The sequence below is a fragment of the Azospirillaceae bacterium genome, assembly GCA_028283825.1.
Lineage (GTDB): Bacteria > Pseudomonadota > Alphaproteobacteria > Azospirillales > Azospirillaceae > Nitrospirillum.
Genome location: JAPWJW010000001.1, coordinates 845418 through 861065 on the forward strand (window position 1 = coordinate 845418; position 15648 = coordinate 861065).

A 15648-nucleotide genomic window follows, 5' to 3' on the forward strand; every position below is an offset into this window, starting at 1 on the left:
ATGTCCGGACTTTTCGGGGGCGGCAAGACCAACGCCGACACCAAGCCCAGCTATACCGGTTTGCAGGTGCAGACCAGTGCCGCCGGCCTGCCCATTCCCCTGCTGTGGGGCACCCAGCGCGCGGCGCCCAACCTCATCTGGTACAACGACTTCGCCTCCAAGGCGGTGTCCAGCGACACCGGCGGTGGCAAGGGCGGCGGCGGGTCCAGCGGCAGCTACACCTATAGCTGTGCCGTGGCCATGGCGCTGTGTGAAGGCCCCATTGGCACCGTCGGCCGGGTGTGGGCCGACAAGGACGACACCACGCTGGCCAAGCTGAACCTGACCCTGTTCACCGGCACGGCCGACCAGGGCCCGTTCGCATCCCTCTACACCGGCCATACCGACCAGGCGATGGCCTACCCCTACACCGCCTATGTCGCCGCGCGCACCTATGACCTGGGCAGCAGCGCCAGCCTGCCCAGCCATAATTTCGAGGTGCAGTCCAACGCTGTGCCACGCACCGGTTTCGATGCCAACCCGGCCGACATCCTGGTGGATTTCCTGACCAACGAGCGCTACGGCGTGGGCTTGCCGGCCGACCGCATCGGCGACCTGACGGCGTGGCGGACCTATTGCGCCGCCGCAGGCCTGTTCCTGTCGCCCCTGCTGTCGCAGCAGGAGGCCGCCAGCGACATCGTCACCCGCTGGGCGCAGCTGACCAACACCCTGATCTACTGGTCGGGCGACACGTTGCAGGCCCTGCCCCTGGGGGACCAGGCGCTGACCGGCAATGGCGTCACCTTCACGCCCGACCTGACGCCGCTGTACGACCTGAACGATGACGATTTCATCGCCGGTGCCGATGACGATCCGGTCACGCTCAGCCGGTCGGATCCGGCCGACGCCAATAACACGGCATCGCTGGAGTTCATCGACCGTTACAACTCCTACCAGACCGCAACGGCGGAGGTGCGTGACCAGGCCGCCATCGACGCCTATGGCCTGCGCGTCGGCGACGTCACCCAGGCGCATGAGATCTGCGATGGTACGGTGGCGGCGGCCGTGGCGTCCCTGGTGCTGCAACGCCAGCTCTATGTGCGCAACACCTATCAGTTCAAGCTGGCCTGGACCTTCGCCCTGCTGGAACCGGGCGACATCGTCACCCTGACCGATGTGGCCCTGGGCCTGGACAAGTTTCCCGTCCGCATCACCCAGATCGATGAGGATGAGGACGGCCTGCTGACCTTCACGGCGGAGGAACTGCCGGCTGGCATCGGCACGGCGACGCTGTACCCGACGCCCACCACGGTCAACGTGCCGCTGAACACCGGCGTGGACCCCGGCGACCTGGCCGATCCGGTGATCTTTGAGCCGTCGCCCGGCCTGACCAATGGCGTGCAGCAGGTGTGGATCGGCGCCACCGGCCTGTCCGCCTCTTGGGGCGGTTGCTCCGTCTGGGTCTCGGTGGATGACCTGACCTATCAGCGTGTCGGCCAGATCACGGCGCCGGCCCGGCTGGGCACCCTGGCCCAGGCGCTGCCGGCGGCGGGCGACAGCGGTGGCGACAGCGCCTACGTCACCCTGGCCACCAGCCGCCTGCAGCTGGCCAGCGGCACGGCGGACGATGCCGCGGCGGCCCGGACCCTCAGCCTGATCGGCACGGAGATGTTCGCGTATGCTGGCGCTACGCTGACCGGCACCGCGACCTACCATCTGTCCGGCCTGAACCGAGGCCTTTACAGCACCGGCAGTGCCGCCCATGCCGCCGGCGCACCCTTCCTGCGCATCGACGATGCGATCTTCGAGTACGACCTGCCCGACGCTTATGTGGGCCAGCGGCTGTACATCAAGCTGACCAGCTTCAACATCTTCCAGGCGGCGGAGCGCAGCCTGGCGGACGTGGACGCCTACACCTACACCCCCGTCGGTGCCGTGGGCATGCTGCCGGTGCCCACCGGCCTGACCCTGGCGGCGGAGACCAGCTACCTGGCCGACGGCACCGTTCAGTTGGGCATCCGCGCCCGCTGGACGCCGGCCGACGCCGGCATGGTGACGGACACCGTGCTGCGCTGGGGTGTCTCCACCAGCGGCGGTGTCACCGACTGGCAGCAGGTGAAGGTGCCGGCCGGCGCCACCGACACGCTGCTGGCGCCGGTGATCCAGGCCACCACCTACACGGTGCAGGCCGCCACCAGCATCGGCACCGACGTGCGCTCCGCCTGGGGGGCGGCCGCCACCATCACCGTGGGCGGCGTGCTGGCCGGTGCCACCATCACCAACCTGGAACTCTACGGCCAGGGCCTGGACACCACCTTTGTCACCCGCGACATCCACATCACCTGGCAGGGCAATTTCCCCAGCACGAGCTATGCCCTGGGATCGGAGCCCTACGGCACGGGGAGCGGCTTCGTGAACCCGTATTTCGCCGACTATGTGGTGGAGGTCTACGACCCCGCCACCGACGCGCTGCTGCGCACCGACCGGATGACGGCATCGGAATATATCTACACCTACGACAAGAACGCCGGGGATGCGGGCGGCCCGCACCGCACGGTGAAGTTCTCCATCCGCATGGAAGACAAGCTGGGCGGCCTGACCGATCCGCCAGCGACGCTGACGGTCACCAACCCGCCGCCGGCGCAGGTGCAGATCACCCCGCTGGGCATCAGCGGCGGGTCCGTCCTGCTGGGCTTCATCCAGCCCAGCGACGTCGATTATGCCGGCGTCAACGCCTGGATCGGCACCACGGCCGACGTGGACACCAGCGGCACGCCGGCGGCCTCGGGCTACTCCGCCCCGCTGGTGATCGGCGCCCTGACGGCCGGCCAGCAGTACTACGGCAAGGTGCAGACGTACGATGCATTCGGCTCGGCCGGCTGCCCGATCAGCGGCGCGTTTACTTGGACAGAGCCCTTCGTCACCTCCGCCCAGCTGGCTGATGAGATCATCGACGACACGAAGCTGACGCAGGACTTGGCGGCCACCATCGATCTGATCACCGACCCGGCCACCGTTGAGGGCAGTGTCGCATGGCAGGTGGCACAGGAGGCGGCAGCGCGCGGCGCGGCCATCGGGACGGTGCAGACGGCCATCGGGAACGTGGCCACGAACGTGACCTCGCTGGCGGCCGTGGTCAACGACGCCAACACCGGCTTGGTCGCGACGCGGGCGCAGGTGACGGATTTCGAGCAGGCGCAGGCGACAACCAACAGCGCCACGGCCAGCAGTATCTCCACGCTGACGGCCCAGGTGAACAACCCGACCACCGGCCTGCCGGCAACCCTGGCGGCCGTCCAGTCGTTCCAGAGCACTCAGGCGGGCATCAACACGGCGACGGCCAACACCATCAGCACGCTGTCGACGACGGTTGGAAGCAATACCGCCTCCATCCAGACGCTGGCCACCTCCGTTGATGGGGTTGAAGGCGAGTATAGCGTTCGGATTGAGACGGACAGCGGCGGCGTGTCTTACGTGGCCGGCTTCGGCCTGATCAACGGCGGCCCGGGCACCTCCCAGTTCATCGTCCGGGCTGATACCTTCGCCATCATCTCTCCCGGGGGCACCGTCGCCACGGCGCCGTTCGTCGTCGGCGTCGTCGATGGTCAGCCCATGGTGGTGATGAACACCGCCTTCATCCAAAACTTGAACGCCTCCGTGGTGACGGCGGGCACATTCGGCGCCGGTGTCGTGTATGCCGGCGACGTCGAGGCCACCCAGCTCCGATCCGGAAGCGTCGCCACCGCCAGGCTGACGGCCATCGGTAACGACGGCGCCGGCTGGGTGATCGACGGCCCGAACCAACTGATCCAGCTGTCAGATGGCCACATCCCCCGCATCAACCTCGGCCTGATCAACGGCGATATCGGTGGCCAGTGGTACGACAAGACCGGCCGCGTCATCGTCGATATCAACGACCTGGGCGTGGGGGTGGCCAGTGGTTCCGCGTCGGTCTCCGCCTACGTGGACGGCAGCAGCGTCGTCGTGGCCGACAAAGGCGTATGGACCACCCTGGCCACCGTGCCGGCCTTCCAGGTCCGGGGCAACGCCTGCGACGTCAAGGTGACCTTCACCGCCACCGTGCAAACACCGGGCTCCGGCGCCAATCCGCGGGTCCAGATCCTGCGCACCAACAGCCGGACCGGCGCCACGGCGGCCGTTTCGGCCACCCTGACCAGCGCGCCATACAGCTGGATGTTCAGCATGGACGCCTTCAGCGATCCCGAACTGGACACCTACAGCTACACCCTGCAGGCTTGGCGCCCCTTCGACACGGTGGGGGACACCACCACCACGACCTATGCCGTCCTGGCTTACTTCAACATCTACGTCCAGGTGAGGTGGTTCCGATGACCAGCGCGCCGCCACCCGCCGCCGTCGCGGGCACCCATTATTACGTCGATTACGACCCGGCCACCGGCCGCATCCTGGCGCTGCATCGTCGCGACCCGCTCAGCCTGCTGATGGAAGGTGTCGGCACCGACGGCACCGGCCGGCTGAGGCTGACCGATGACCAGGTCGCGGACGTCTGGTCCTGCCAGGTGGTCGCCGGCGCCCTGGCCGCCAAGAGCGCTGCTGACCTGGCCACGCAGGCCACGGCGGCGGCCCTGGCGGACCTGCGCATCCAGCGTGCCGTCCTGCTGTCCGCCAGCGACGTGCGCGTGTTGCCGGATCGCTGGGCTGCCATGACCGACGCCCAGCGTGCCGCCTGGTCGGCCTACCGCCAGGCCCTGCGCGACCTGCCCACCACCGCCACCGACCCGACCGCGCCCGCGTGGCCGGTTCAGCCCGCCTGAGGAATGACCATGGCAGCCTATTCGACCGGCACCATCACCCTGACCAACGGCAGCGACGTCGTCACCGGCACCGGTACGGCCTGGCTGGCCAACGCCGCCCAAGGCCAGTTGCTGCAACCCCTGCCGTCGCCGACCATCAGCCTAGTGGTCTACGTGGCGTCCGTGGTGGACAACGGCACGCTGCGGCTGGAAAGCCCCTGGGCTGGCGACAGCTACACCGGCATCGCCTACCAACTGGTGCGCGACTTCGACCCCCTGTCGAACGCGGCCCTGATCCCCAACGGCAACATGCGGCCGGACGTGCTGGTGAACCGGGCGATTACCAGCTTGTCGCAGTTCGCGGCGACCGGCGACAAGACGGCCGCCGTCGTTGTCGCCGAGGGCGCGGAAACCTCGCGGACGCTGGCGGCGCGCTTTCGCGACCGCCTGACGCCGTTGGACTGGGGTGCGGTGGGTGACGGCGTCACTGATGACACGTCGGCCTTACAGGCGGCCTACAACGCCATCGTGGCGGCTGGCGGCGGCTGCCTGCATCTGAGCGACAAGACGTACCGCATCACCGCCCCCCTGGCGCTGTTCACAGCGGTGCCCATGAAAATTCTGGGGCCCGGCAGCATCGTAGCAGATTTTTCGGGTGCATCCCTGGTCGCGCTCAAGATCACTCATCCGACGGCTCCCGCGAAGCGGGCGAATGAGGTGACAATCGAACAGGTCAAGGTCAGTTGCTCTGCTGCGGTGATGGCTGCGGGACCCGGTCCCGTGCTGCTGGAGCACCTTAATTGCAGCGGCCTACGGCTGGTGAAGTGCGAATTCCTACACTACGCCAATAACTCTGCTCTCAGGTTATCTGCGATGTGGAATACGCTATTCCACGACGTCTACATCTGGGGATCCGGGTGCCAATACGTTCGCCGCCAGATTCCGCCCACCACTACCTTCAGCATCGTGGCCGGCACTACCGCGTTGGAGGCCTCCGCAGCGATTTTCGACGCCAGCGATGCTGGCAAGCTCATCAGCTTGGGCATGCAGGTCTTCGCAATCCAATCCGTGACAGACAGCCAGAACGCGGTTACGGCGGCCACCGCAGTCCGAACCACCGCAGCCGGCGCGGCCACATTTGAGGGTGTGCGGGGCACGATCGCATCCGGCAGCGCGACTTTGACGCTGGAAAAAGCTGTCCTATCGGCCGCCGACGTCGGTCGAAGCATCTGGGTGCTGGACGCCCAGCAAGTGACATACCCCGCGTCGATGCTGCGCCCTTTATGCACAACCATCACAGCGGTGGCTGCCGATGGTATGACGGTGACCGTGGCCGCTGCCGCGACGGCCACCGCAACCAACACGCCCATCATCTTTTCGCCGGCGGTGGAAGTGTTGGATGGCACCAGCGATGCTCACTTTTACAGCCTGCAGATTGAGCAATTCTTCGGCACCGGTTTGGCCTTTGCGGGGGCAAATTCGGTCATCCTTCAGGGCACCAAGCTGCACAGCAACAACGGTGGCCTCAACAACCAAAGCAGTATGTTCAGCGCGGTCTTCGTCGGCTTCGCCGGCGAAATCGATGGCCATTTCGATGGCACCTTGACGAGCCCCACCCGTGTCCTCGTAGCCGCCACAAGTAGCAAGGTCACCTTCCGGAACTGGTCCGGGATCGTGATGGACGATCAGAAGTTACTGTCGGTGACCAGCAGCTATGCCGGAAGCCTTATTACGATTGGTTCTATCTGTCTCAACAGTCAAGTCGATACGCGTACCCTCGCGACTCCTTTTGGCATCTCCGGTTCGGGCGTCTTGGACATTGACGGGTACATAGGTGCTTACGCCCGGTCAGTGCCGGTGATCACCAACCCGAAACTCTTCCTCCAACCGGTTCAGGTGCAACCGGGCTCAAAAGCAGTTCCGGGCGTGGCGTTCGTTGGTGATGTGGACACTGGGCTGGCGCAGGTGGGAGGCGTTAACACCGCATCTATCATTACGGGTGGCACGGAAAGCATCCGTTGTGCCGGCACGTCGATCACTAGTTATGCCGTAACGACGCAACTGGGCGGCTATGTTGCTATCGGTACCTCGTCGAACAGCTATGACACCTTGCTGTTGCGTAACGACGCTACCCGACATTTGAACCTGACGACGATCTCCGACATAGCCGGCATGTCGCCAACCGTGCTAGCAGTTCGTCGACGCGCCACCGGCACTGTAGTCCAGTCGGGTGATACAATCTTTAAGCTGCAGGCCCTTGCCAGTAATGGTACATCCGACCTGATTGTTGGCCAGATTTCGGTGATCCAGACTGGAGTGGCTGGGGCCAATGTGCCCGGTGCCATTGTTCTGGCGGCGCAGCCAGCGAGTGGCAGCACTTTTGCTCAGGAGGTGGTCCGAGCTAACGGGGACTACACCATTACCCACCGTGGCAACGTCCAAACCATCATCAATGCCAATTCACTCCACGTCTTGCGTAGCTACACCCTCTCCACCCTCCCCAATGCCGCCGCTAACGCTTGGGCCGTGGCGGCCGTCAGCAACGGTGCCGGCGGGCATCCGCAGGTGACAAGTAACGGTGCCAACTGGCTCTACCTCGACGGTGTCGTTGCTGCTTAAAGTATTATGGTTTCAGGTTTGGTGGAAGTAACATATTCTGAGATATTTCGAGAATCTGCCGGAGTTTGCAATATGAATTGCCTTGAGAACGCTAAAATATAGGGAATTCATGGATTTGTTTCGTGCGTCGCGCAAATATTATCTGAGATTTTAGAAAAAGTTCTCAATGATATTCAGTTCGGAAGAATGCTTGGGCGAGAAAATCGGTGAACCGCACCGAATAACAGTAGGGCGGCAAGTGGAGCAGGGAGAGGTTTGGCGGAAGGATGAGGTCGCCGCCGGTCTTGTGCCATCCAGCGCCGTTCAGCACGACCACGGTATGGTGGCCCGATTGTACCTGGCTGCTGGCGAGGTCGGCCAAGTGCACGTTCATCATAGGGATGTTGACCTTGGGGAGAACCAGGCGGCCCCGATACCCTGGGCGGGACAGACGACCAAAGAGATAGGCCCATTCGTAGCGCCAGGTCCTTGGGGCGGCGGGGCCGCGAGCCGGGCCTTGCCCATATCTGGGTTAGCGTTCCTTGTTGGCCCACACGGGCTTCGTCCTGGAACCGGATCTCGATGGGCTCGCCGCGCGCATGCTCAGGGATCAGGTCGATGACGAGGGTGGCGAAGTTTTTTTTATGCGCCTCCAGGGCATCCGCGTCCTGCTGCGGATGAGCAGACAGACGGCGGAAGTTCAGCCGATCCAGCCATTTGCCCATCGTTCGCTCCGCGACCACCACGCCGAACTGAGCCTTGACCTTGGTAGCCAGATCGGCCCGGCGCCATCGCACGACACCGTCCACCTCAATGTCCGGGCAAGCTTCCATCCAGCGCGCCAATTCCGACTTCTGCTCAGCAGTCAACAGACGGGAGCGTCCCGCCGATTTCCCATCCGACAGACCATTAGAACATTATGATTTTAGGTTGGTCCATCGCCACTGCTTCTGAAGTAGTTTGAGCATTCAGTTGGCGTAACAGTATACATGGTCTTTACGACGCTCTTGCAGAGAGCCTCGATAGATCGTGGCTGGGCCTCACGCAAATCATACTTGAGCTTGGAGAAGAACTTCTCGATGGCGTTCATGTGTATGGAGTATTTTGGTAGGAAGATCAACTTGGCGCCGGCGTCGCGGATAGCCTTGGCCTTGTGGGAGGGAAGGTTGTCCATGATGACGACATCGCCCTTGTTCAAGGTCGGGGTGAGCACCTCCTCGACATAGACCTGGAAGCGCTGGCCGTTGACGGGCTTGTTCAAGAGCCAGGGAGCCTCGATGCGATCAAGCCGGCAGCAGCCCACCGCCAAACAAGCCGGAGACCGAAGTGGCCAAGCGCCTGTTACACCATGCCCAGAGACATGATCTCAAAATGCTCTAATCGAAGGATAGGAACATGCAGAAACTCACGAGGCCCTACGAAGTGTTGGTCCGCCTGGGGAAGACGGAATCCGGTACCGCTACGGTTGAAGCCATGCACCTGATGGACTTGGAGGTGGTGGTTGATGACGATGGGGTGACAGTTATCGCGGCGCGAGAGCTAGCCCCCCGTGACATTACCATCAGCCGATCCGGAATACGGCTCGCTGGTCACGGCGATTGATGCGGCTATGGCAGCCGACAACGCCAGTCTCAAGGCCGCCAACATGGCGCTGACGGCCCAATTGCAAGATGCCAAAGCGGCGCTGGCGGCCGTGACCATGGAGCGAGATGCCGCGTCGGCGCAACAGTCGTCGGCGGTTATGGGCACCGATGTCGGAGTGGCCGGCGTCACCTGATGCGGCATATCGGATCTCGGCACATCCCCATGTCCACCACCCGCCCTCCGGCGGGTTTTTTTGTGCATGGATGGAAGATGGAATGCAGAAGCAAGTTTCAGACGGCGTCCTTGACGGAGGTGTCATTGCGTTCGGAACGGCAACTACCCTGTGGGGAGCTTATATCGAGCCTGTCCTTCACGGTCTGTTGCTGTTCGGTTCCGTATTTCTGGTCGGGCTTCGCATCCTTGTGTTGCTTCGAAATCTTCTCCGGGGACGACCGGACAAAGAGGCGCCATGACGCCTCGTTCCACTGAGAGTTTTCCATGGGTGGCGAGCAGATCACGCAGGCTTCGCGCCCGTGAATGGGATCGCTTTTCGCCCTGCCGTTCAAATCAATCACAGTCAAATGGAGGGTCCTCATGGACTTGGGCCTGCTGGTCACCGACCTTCGCCGGGACGAAGGCGTGCGCCTTAAACCGTATACCGATACCGTCGGAAAACTGACCATCGGGGTCGGGCGTAACCTGACCGATACCGGTTTGTCCGCGGCGGAGGTGGACGTCCTGCTGACCAACGACATCACGGCCGTGGCGGACGGCCTGGAGAGGTCCTTGCCCTGGTCGCGCGCCTTGTCGGAGGCTCGGCAACGGGCACTGGCCAATATGGCTTTCAACATGGGATTACCGACGCTGCTTACTTTCCATACGACGCTGGGTCACCTGCAGGCGGGCCGTTTTGATCAGGCGGCCGATGCCGCGCTGGCCTCGAAATGGGCATCGCAGGTCGGTGGCCGCGCTCAGCGCGTCGCGGCGTTGATCCGCGCAGGTTGAGTTCCCCGATTTTTGCGTATTGGTTTTCAGGTCGCCAGGGGCGGCCTTTTTTCATGGAGTCGCCCATGGGCCTTCTTCAAGACATCCTGTCCCCCGCGACCGGTATCCTTAGTCCGGTCATTTCCAAAGTTCTCGATTTCATCCCGGATCCGACCGCCAAGGCCCAGGCCGAAGCCGCCGCCTACAAGGAGGCGGCCGACAGGGCCGAGCAACTGGCGACCGCGCAGATCGACGTCAACAAGGCGGAGGCTGCCAGCGACAGCATCTTCGTCGCCGGCTGGCGGCCCTTCATCGGTTGGGTATGTGGGGCGGCCTTGGCGTATCAATACATCGCCATGCCGCTGTTCGTCTGGCTTGCCGAATTGACGGCGGGACGGCCCGTTCCGGCGCCGCCCAAACTGGATGATCAGCTGACGACGATTCTCCTGGGCATGCTGGGCCTGGGGGGCTTGCGTACATTCGAAAAGGTCAAAGGTGGTAAAATAGCCCCGAATTCTGCAGCAAGAAGACTGGAAGCCCCCGGGGCGGCCCCTCCGATATTCGGAGATGGCCGCCCCGGGGGCTTTTTTTGCGTTCAGCGCTTCAGCAGGAATTCACGGCCCATCTTCACCCGGGCCACGCCGTCATAGGCCACGATGTCGGCCGTGGCGTATGTCTCGCCCCAATGTTCCGGCAGGAAGCTGCCAGTGCCCACCACATCGATCGGTGCCTGGGCATCGGCCATGACCCGGCATTTGGCGGGGCTGAAGCCGCTGGACGCTACGATGCGCACCTTGTCGAATCCCGCCTGGTCCAGGTTCTCCCGCACCCAGTGCAGGCCTGCGGCCGAGACGCCCGCGCCGATCAGATAACGCAACTCCGTCTCATCCCGGTATCCGCGGATGCTGTCGGGTGCCCGGCGCTCCAGCACGGCATAGCTTTGCGGCGGGTCCAGGCCCTCGACGAAGCGGCCGCCGGGGGTGTCCAGGCGCACCGACAGCTTGCCCTCGGCCGCCAGATCCGGGAAACGCCGGCAGACCGCAAGGGTGTCGCTGACCTCCCGTCCGAAATAATCCACCAGCACCGTCATCGCTTCTTCGGGGAAGGTGTCATTATACAGTTCTGCCGCCCGTACCGTGGAGCCGGCATAGCCGATCAGGGCATGGGGCATGGTGCCGAAGCCCTTGGCCTGTCCGAAATAGGGGGCGGTGGCATCCGTGGCGTTGCCGATGAAACCGACGGCACCGACCTTGCGTTTGGCCCGTTCCGATCCGACGCTGGCGGCGTATGCCATCAGTTCCGCCATTTCCGTGCCGGCGCAATGCCGCGCATCCATGGCCAGGAAGGCTGATCGCGGCAGTCCGGCGCTCATCACGAAGGCGTTGTGCGCGGCGACGCAGGCCGGGCCCAGCTTCATGAGGAACAGGGTTTCCAGTTCCGCCAACTGGGAAAAAGGCCCTGTGATCCACATCATGGGTTCGCCGGCACCGACCCATTGGCCTTCGTGGTAGCGAACTTCGATTTCGGGCACGAAGCCGCGTTCCGCCGCCACCGCGCGCAGCCAGTCCAACGCCAGCCGGGGGGCGAATACCACAGGGCGTCGCATGAACACCGCATAGGTCACGGGCAAATCCCCGTGTTTTTCCACGATCGTCCGTGTGCGCTTGAAATAGACGTCCGTCCATTGGCCCACCCGTTCCGCCGGGGGCCAGAGGCTGTGATCGGAGATCCCTTTGATGGACGTTTGTCCGCCCACGCTGGGTGCCGTCGTCAAATCCGCTTGCTCCTGGGCCATGCGGCCGTCCTTCCCGTCGACAAAGAGATATGCCGGTGGATCATAGACGATAGGGCCTGGGGAAGGGCAAGCGGCCTTGGGCGCAATAAGTCCCTGTCAGTGGGGCGCGTCGCCGCCGGCCGATACCGGGGGCATGCCATAGGCTCGGGCGTACGCGCCCAGGGCCGATTCATGAACCCCCCGCTGAATCTCACCGATCAGGGTGCGCATCTTCTGAAAAGCGGCGTCGGCGGCGGCCGGGTCGAAGGGTTGGGCCTTCAATTGGCGTATGGCTTCGTGCCGGGCATCGCGGAGTTGCTGGAATTGAATCTGGGATAAATCCTGATGGCTGGCGATGGCCTCCTTGAGGAAGGGCAGCACCGCCTCGGGCGCGTTCCTGACGAAGGTGTCATAGGGCCCGCCACCCCGGCCATTGTTGGCGTCGTGGGAGGCATCGATGCGAAAGGACGAGTGAGAGCCACCCAAATGCTGGCCCACCACCATGCCGGCCACCAGCAGGTTGATTGACACCGATACCGCCAATAGGGCGATCAGCACCTTGGATACGGGACCGCCACCGGACGAAGCATCCGGCGCGGGCTCATGCGGGCGGCCCTCGGTCACTGTCCCATCTCCGTATCAATCTCAGTCATGGCCTTCATATATTCGATCGTGGCCGGCGAGGATGCGTCGGTCTGTTGCACGGACAACGGCGATACGCCGTGCACGCCAAGCACGATCCCCACCACGGCCGCCGCCATGCCGCTGGCCAGCGCCGCCGACATGCCCCCCGTCCAGAGGCCCCGTATGCCCCGACCACCAACGACCTGGACGTGTGAGGACATGACGGGGGCGGGCGACGCGACGGGCCATGCCGCAGGGTGCCGGGTCGTCTCCGGTATTGCTAGAATGGCACGCCGCAGATTGGGGCTGGCGCGGTCCAATGGCATGGTCGACAGGGCGTCCTCAGCCAGGCGGCCGGTGGCCAATGCTTGCCGCGCCTCGGCGGACTGGGCCAGCAACGCGACAGCCTGAGGGCGGACCACCACCGGCCACAGGGCTGGGTCAGGCCCATGCAGATCGACCAGGTCTTCGAATTCCGTCAGCGTCATCATTCCGTCCATCATCGCGGCCCCCCTGTACGCGCCTTGCGCCCACCCTGGGGTTCCGGCGGCGCCAACGGGGCCAGCGTCACACGCAGGGCCCGCCGTGCGCGGACCAGCAAGGTTTCCAGGGCGCCGACGCTGACCTCCATGGCCGCCGCCGCCTCGGCATTACTCAAGCCCGCATCATAACACAAGGAAATGGCCGCCCGCTGACGGTCCGGGAGGTCATCCACGGCACGGGCGACCAGGCGGCCCAATTCAGACCGCTCCACCAGCGTGGCGGCATCCAGCGATGGGTCCACGGGTTCCGGAACATTGTCCAGCGTGTCGTGGGCCGGGCGGCGCTTGCGGTCCAGGCACAGGTTCACGGTGATGCGGTAAAACCAGGTGGAAAAACGCGCCTCCGATGGACGGAAGCGCTGGGCATGCTGCCAAAGCCGCAGGAACGCTTCCTGGGCCACGTCTTCGGCGTCGGCGGCCCCGCCCAGAACGCGCCGCGCCAGCGTGACCGTCCGATCCAAATGCCGGTCGGTCAACATCCGGAAAGCCTGGGCGTCACCGGCGGCGACACGGGCCACCAGGACCTCGTCACTGCTGGTTGCCGAATTCTGGCTCTCGCTACGCTGCACGGATCCGCCCTTGCCGCCTTGGGGATGGGACAGCCCGACCAGACGTCCCACCTGCGTTGTAAGGCCAATCACCCCCTGCATGCCAGCGAAGCCGTAAGCAGCGAGGTCGTCGGACAGATCCTGGCCAGGCAAGGAGATGGATGTGGGGGAGGACGGAAGGGGGGACATGGGGCTTCGCTTCCCTTGGGGGATGGTGGCCACCGGCCGGGACGGATATCGATGGGCAACCATCGACTTTCCATCTCAGGGGCGAATTCAAGATTTGCTACGACGCCTTGCGAGCAAACCCTGCGCCGGGACGGGAGGTGCGGCGAAATGGATGGGGGAACCGTGTGGTTTCTTGACCGCTCGCCAAGGTGGTGCGTTCGATGAGATAATCAATGTGACAAATTATGATATGATGTCGAACGGGAAGGGGCTCATATCGCTGGCGGGTGCGGTAATGGACGGTGTGCGGCCCGCAGATGTGACGGGGATGGTAAACGGGGTGGAATCGCGTTCATGAGCATGGTGCCGCGTGAACGGAAGACCAAAGGCGTTGTCTTCGGGCGCAGCCTTAACCACCGGCCGGAGCCGGTGGCCGGTGAAAGCTTGTCAGCGCCCCTCCGCCTGGCTGATGTCGACTATATCGCCGTGCCCCAGAAATCATGGCGGGATCAGTTTCGGCTGTTCCTTCAGTCCAGTGGTCTGTCCACCATCCCGATGATGACCCGGTTGCGCTGGCAGGCGCACGATGTGACCGAATGGTTGCAGGCGTCACTTCTGGGCAAGGGCGCGCGGGCCAAGCGCGCGGCGGTCATCCATCCCGTTCAGTTGCTGCCCGCCATGGAATTCCTGATGGGCCTTCCGTTGGAACTGGATGTCGAACGCCGCATGATACAGACCTTGGTCGGGCGTGCGCTGATTGACTATCGCAAGCGCATCGGCCAGGAACGGGAAAAGCCATTCCTGTTCGCCCGTGAAGCATCCCATTACTTCTATGAAGGCTTCAAGGATCAGCAGCTGATCGCCAAAATATCGTCTCCAAGCGAACAGTTCTTTATCGTTCAGCGCATCTACAATAATTACTATTTTTTTCGCCTGTATTATATCGCCTCCATCATTTCGCGAGAGCCGGCGGAGGGCGCCAATAAGCTGTTCTCAAAATTCATGCGCGCTTCCTTCTTCCTGTCGACGGTGCAGGATGACGGCACCCTGGCGGTCAAGCCGTCCTACCGCTCCCTGCCGCCCAAGGACCACGTGGTTTTCCTGGCCAAGCGGGACAACGCCCTGCAGGCGCGATTGCGGGAAGATCAGGGCCTGCGCACGGAACTGCAGTCGGTCCTGCGTTATTTCCGGCCGTTGCGCGGCTGACCGCGGCGCCACTATGGTCACCCCTGCGTTAAGCGGAAGGGGCGGGTGCCATGGATGAGCAGGTGGCGGGATATTGCGTGGCGGTCGAGAACGGCATCGCCACCCTGACGGTGGACAGGCCCGACAAGCACAACGCGCTGACGCTGGACATGTGGTTGGCCCTGCCGGGGTTGATGGGCCGGCTTGGCCAAGCCCCCGATGTCCGGGTGGTGGTGTTGACCGGGGCAGGGGGACGGGCCTTTTCCGCAGGCGCCGATATCGCGGAATTCGGCCAGGTGTTCGCCACGCCGGAAGGGACCGCGCGGTTCAATGCCGCGGTGCGGTCCGGTAATCTGGCGGTGGAGCGGTGCCCCAAGCCGACCCTGGCCATGGTGCGGGGCTTGTGTGTGGGCGGTGGCTGCGGCCTGGCCCTGCATTGCGACCTGCGTTTCGCCGGCGACGGCGCCCGGTTCGGCATCACCCCGGCCAAGCTTGGGTTCGTCTATCCGTTTGAGGATACCCGCCGCCTGATCGACCATGTCGGACCCGCGCGTGCCAAGGACCTGTTGTTCTCCGCCCGGCTGATCGACGCGCGGGAGGCCCTGGCCATCGGCCTGGTGGACCGGGTGCTGGAAGACGCCGCACTGGAGGATGCCGTCCGGGAGTATGCCTCGACGCTGTGCGGCCTGTCGCAATTCTCCCTGCAGGCGGCCAAGCACATCGTCCAGGCGGTGCAGGACGGGGCCACACCCATCACGGATGCGGGGGCGGCCACCTTCCTGGAAGAAGCCGCCCTTAACGAGGATTTCCAGGAGGGGCGCGACGCCTTTCTGGAAAAACGGTCGCCGAATTTCACCTGGCGGGGCTGGGGACACTGACCCCTGGAG

14 protein-coding genes and 1 pseudogene are annotated in these 15648 nt (G+C 64.1%); 8 read left to right on the forward strand and 7 right to left on the reverse strand.

The features are described from left to right. From PW843_03380 to PW843_03390, 3 genes are read left to right on the forward strand one after another with little or no spacing between them, the layout of a single operon-like run. Positions 1-4332 carry a phage tail protein gene (locus PW843_03380; protein MDE1145649.1) on the forward strand — a complete coding sequence of 1444 codons (4332 nt, stop codon included), beginning with the start codon at positions 1-3 and terminating at the stop codon, positions 4330-4332. Further along, complete coding sequence (locus tag PW843_03385) at positions 4329-4775, forward strand: phage tail assembly chaperone (GenBank protein MDE1145650.1); 447 nt, start codon at positions 4329-4331, stop codon at positions 4773-4775. Before PW843_03380 ends, PW843_03385 begins: the two co-directional genes overlap by 4 nt. Before the next feature lie 9 nt (positions 4776-4784). Further along, complete coding sequence (locus tag PW843_03390; protein ID MDE1145651.1) at positions 4785-7373, forward strand: hypothetical protein; 2589 nt, start codon at positions 4785-4787, stop codon at positions 7371-7373. Positions 7374-7596: 223 nt separating this feature from the next. On the opposite strand, the pseudogene PW843_03395 reads toward PW843_03390, so the two are convergent. Then, a pseudogene (locus PW843_03395) lies at positions 7597-8221 on the reverse strand (winged helix-turn-helix domain-containing protein). 56 nt (positions 8222-8277) lie between these two features. After that, positions 8278-8655, reverse strand: coding sequence for a transposase (locus tag PW843_03400; GenBank protein MDE1145652.1), 378 nt, complete (start codon positions 8653-8655; stop codon positions 8278-8280). A 246-nt stretch (positions 8656-8901) separates the two neighbouring features. On the opposite strand from PW843_03400, the gene PW843_03405 reads away from it, so the two are divergent. Beyond that, a complete protein-coding gene (locus PW843_03405) occupies positions 8902-9129 on the forward strand; it encodes a hypothetical protein (protein ID MDE1145653.1) in 228 nt (75 codons plus the stop codon). A 97-nt stretch (positions 9130-9226) separates the two neighbouring features. On the opposite strand, the gene PW843_03410 is transcribed toward PW843_03405, so the two are convergent. Beyond that, the gene (locus PW843_03410) at positions 9227-9517 is read right to left on the reverse strand and encodes a hypothetical protein (GenBank protein ID MDE1145654.1); all 291 of its coding nucleotides are present in this window, start codon (positions 9515-9517) and stop codon (positions 9227-9229) included. Between the two features lie 13 nt (positions 9518-9530). Between PW843_03410 and PW843_03415 the strand changes: the two genes are divergently transcribed. Beyond that, positions 9531-9941 (forward strand): glycoside hydrolase family protein, encoded by a 411-nt coding sequence (locus tag PW843_03415; protein ID MDE1145655.1) that lies wholly within the window; start codon positions 9531-9533, stop codon positions 9939-9941. 65 nt (positions 9942-10006) lie between these two features. Continuing rightward, on the forward strand, positions 10007-10570 hold the full coding sequence (locus PW843_03420) for a 3TM-type holin (GenBank protein ID MDE1145656.1): 564 nt from the start codon (positions 10007-10009) through the stop codon (positions 10568-10570). On the opposite strand, the gene PW843_03425 is transcribed toward PW843_03420, so the two are convergent. From PW843_03425 to PW843_03440, 4 genes are all read right to left on the reverse strand, one after another. After that, a complete protein-coding gene (locus PW843_03425) occupies positions 10516-11715 on the reverse strand; it encodes a nicotinate phosphoribosyltransferase (protein MDE1145657.1) in 1200 nt (399 codons plus the stop codon). The genes PW843_03420 and PW843_03425 overlap by 55 nt on opposite strands. A gap of 96 nt (positions 11716-11811) precedes the next feature. Beyond that, positions 11812-12318 carry a periplasmic heavy metal sensor gene (locus PW843_03430; GenBank protein ID MDE1145658.1) on the reverse strand — a complete coding sequence of 169 codons (507 nt, stop codon included), beginning with the start codon at positions 12316-12318 and terminating at the stop codon, positions 11812-11814. Then, on the reverse strand, positions 12315-12809 hold the full coding sequence (locus tag PW843_03435) for a hypothetical protein (protein ID MDE1145659.1): 495 nt from the start codon (positions 12807-12809) through the stop codon (positions 12315-12317). Before PW843_03435 ends, PW843_03430 begins: the two co-directional genes overlap by 4 nt. A gap of 8 nt (positions 12810-12817) precedes the next feature. Beyond that, positions 12818-13597 carry an RNA polymerase sigma factor gene (locus PW843_03440; GenBank protein MDE1145660.1) on the reverse strand — a complete coding sequence of 260 codons (780 nt, stop codon included), beginning with the start codon at positions 13595-13597 and terminating at the stop codon, positions 12818-12820. A 333-nt stretch (positions 13598-13930) separates the two neighbouring features. Here PW843_03440 and PW843_03445 point away from each other — a divergent pair, with 333 nt between their 5' ends. Next, positions 13931-14782, forward strand: coding sequence for a hypothetical protein (locus tag PW843_03445; GenBank protein ID MDE1145661.1), 852 nt, complete (start codon positions 13931-13933; stop codon positions 14780-14782). A gap of 50 nt (positions 14783-14832) precedes the next feature. Continuing rightward, positions 14833-15639 (forward strand): enoyl-CoA hydratase-related protein, encoded by an 807-nt coding sequence (locus PW843_03450; protein MDE1145662.1) that lies wholly within the window; start codon positions 14833-14835, stop codon positions 15637-15639. The last annotated feature ends 9 nt before the right edge of the window (positions 15640-15648 follow it).

Excerpts from the sequence above, each read along its gene's own strand:
- PW843_03385 (MDE1145650.1), top strand. The coding sequence starts at position 4,329 with ATGACCAGCGCGCCGCCACCCGCCGCCGTCGCGGGCACCCATTATTAC.
- PW843_03425 (MDE1145657.1), bottom strand. The coding sequence starts at position 11,715 with ATGGCCCAGGAGCAAGCGGATTTGACGACGGCACCCAGCGTGGGCGGA.
- PW843_03415 (MDE1145655.1), top strand. The coding sequence starts at position 9,531 with ATGGACTTGGGCCTGCTGGTCACCGACCTTCGCCGGGACGAAGGCGTG.
- PW843_03445 (MDE1145661.1), top strand. The coding sequence starts at position 13,931 with ATGAGCATGGTGCCGCGTGAACGGAAGACCAAAGGCGTTGTCTTCGGG.
- PW843_03450 (MDE1145662.1), top strand. The coding sequence starts at position 14,833 with ATGGATGAGCAGGTGGCGGGATATTGCGTGGCGGTCGAGAACGGCATC.
- PW843_03435 (MDE1145659.1), bottom strand. The coding sequence starts at position 12,809 with ATGATGACGCTGACGGAATTCGAAGACCTGGTCGATCTGCATGGGCCT.
- PW843_03440 (MDE1145660.1), bottom strand. The coding sequence starts at position 13,597 with ATGTCCCCCCTTCCGTCCTCCCCCACATCCATCTCCTTGCCTGGCCAG.
- PW843_03380 (MDE1145649.1), top strand. The coding sequence starts at position 1 with ATGTCCGGACTTTTCGGGGGCGGCAAGACCAACGCCGACACCAAGCCC.
- PW843_03420 (MDE1145656.1), top strand. The coding sequence starts at position 10,007 with ATGGGCCTTCTTCAAGACATCCTGTCCCCCGCGACCGGTATCCTTAGT.
- PW843_03390 (MDE1145651.1), top strand. The coding sequence starts at position 4,785 with ATGGCAGCCTATTCGACCGGCACCATCACCCTGACCAACGGCAGCGAC.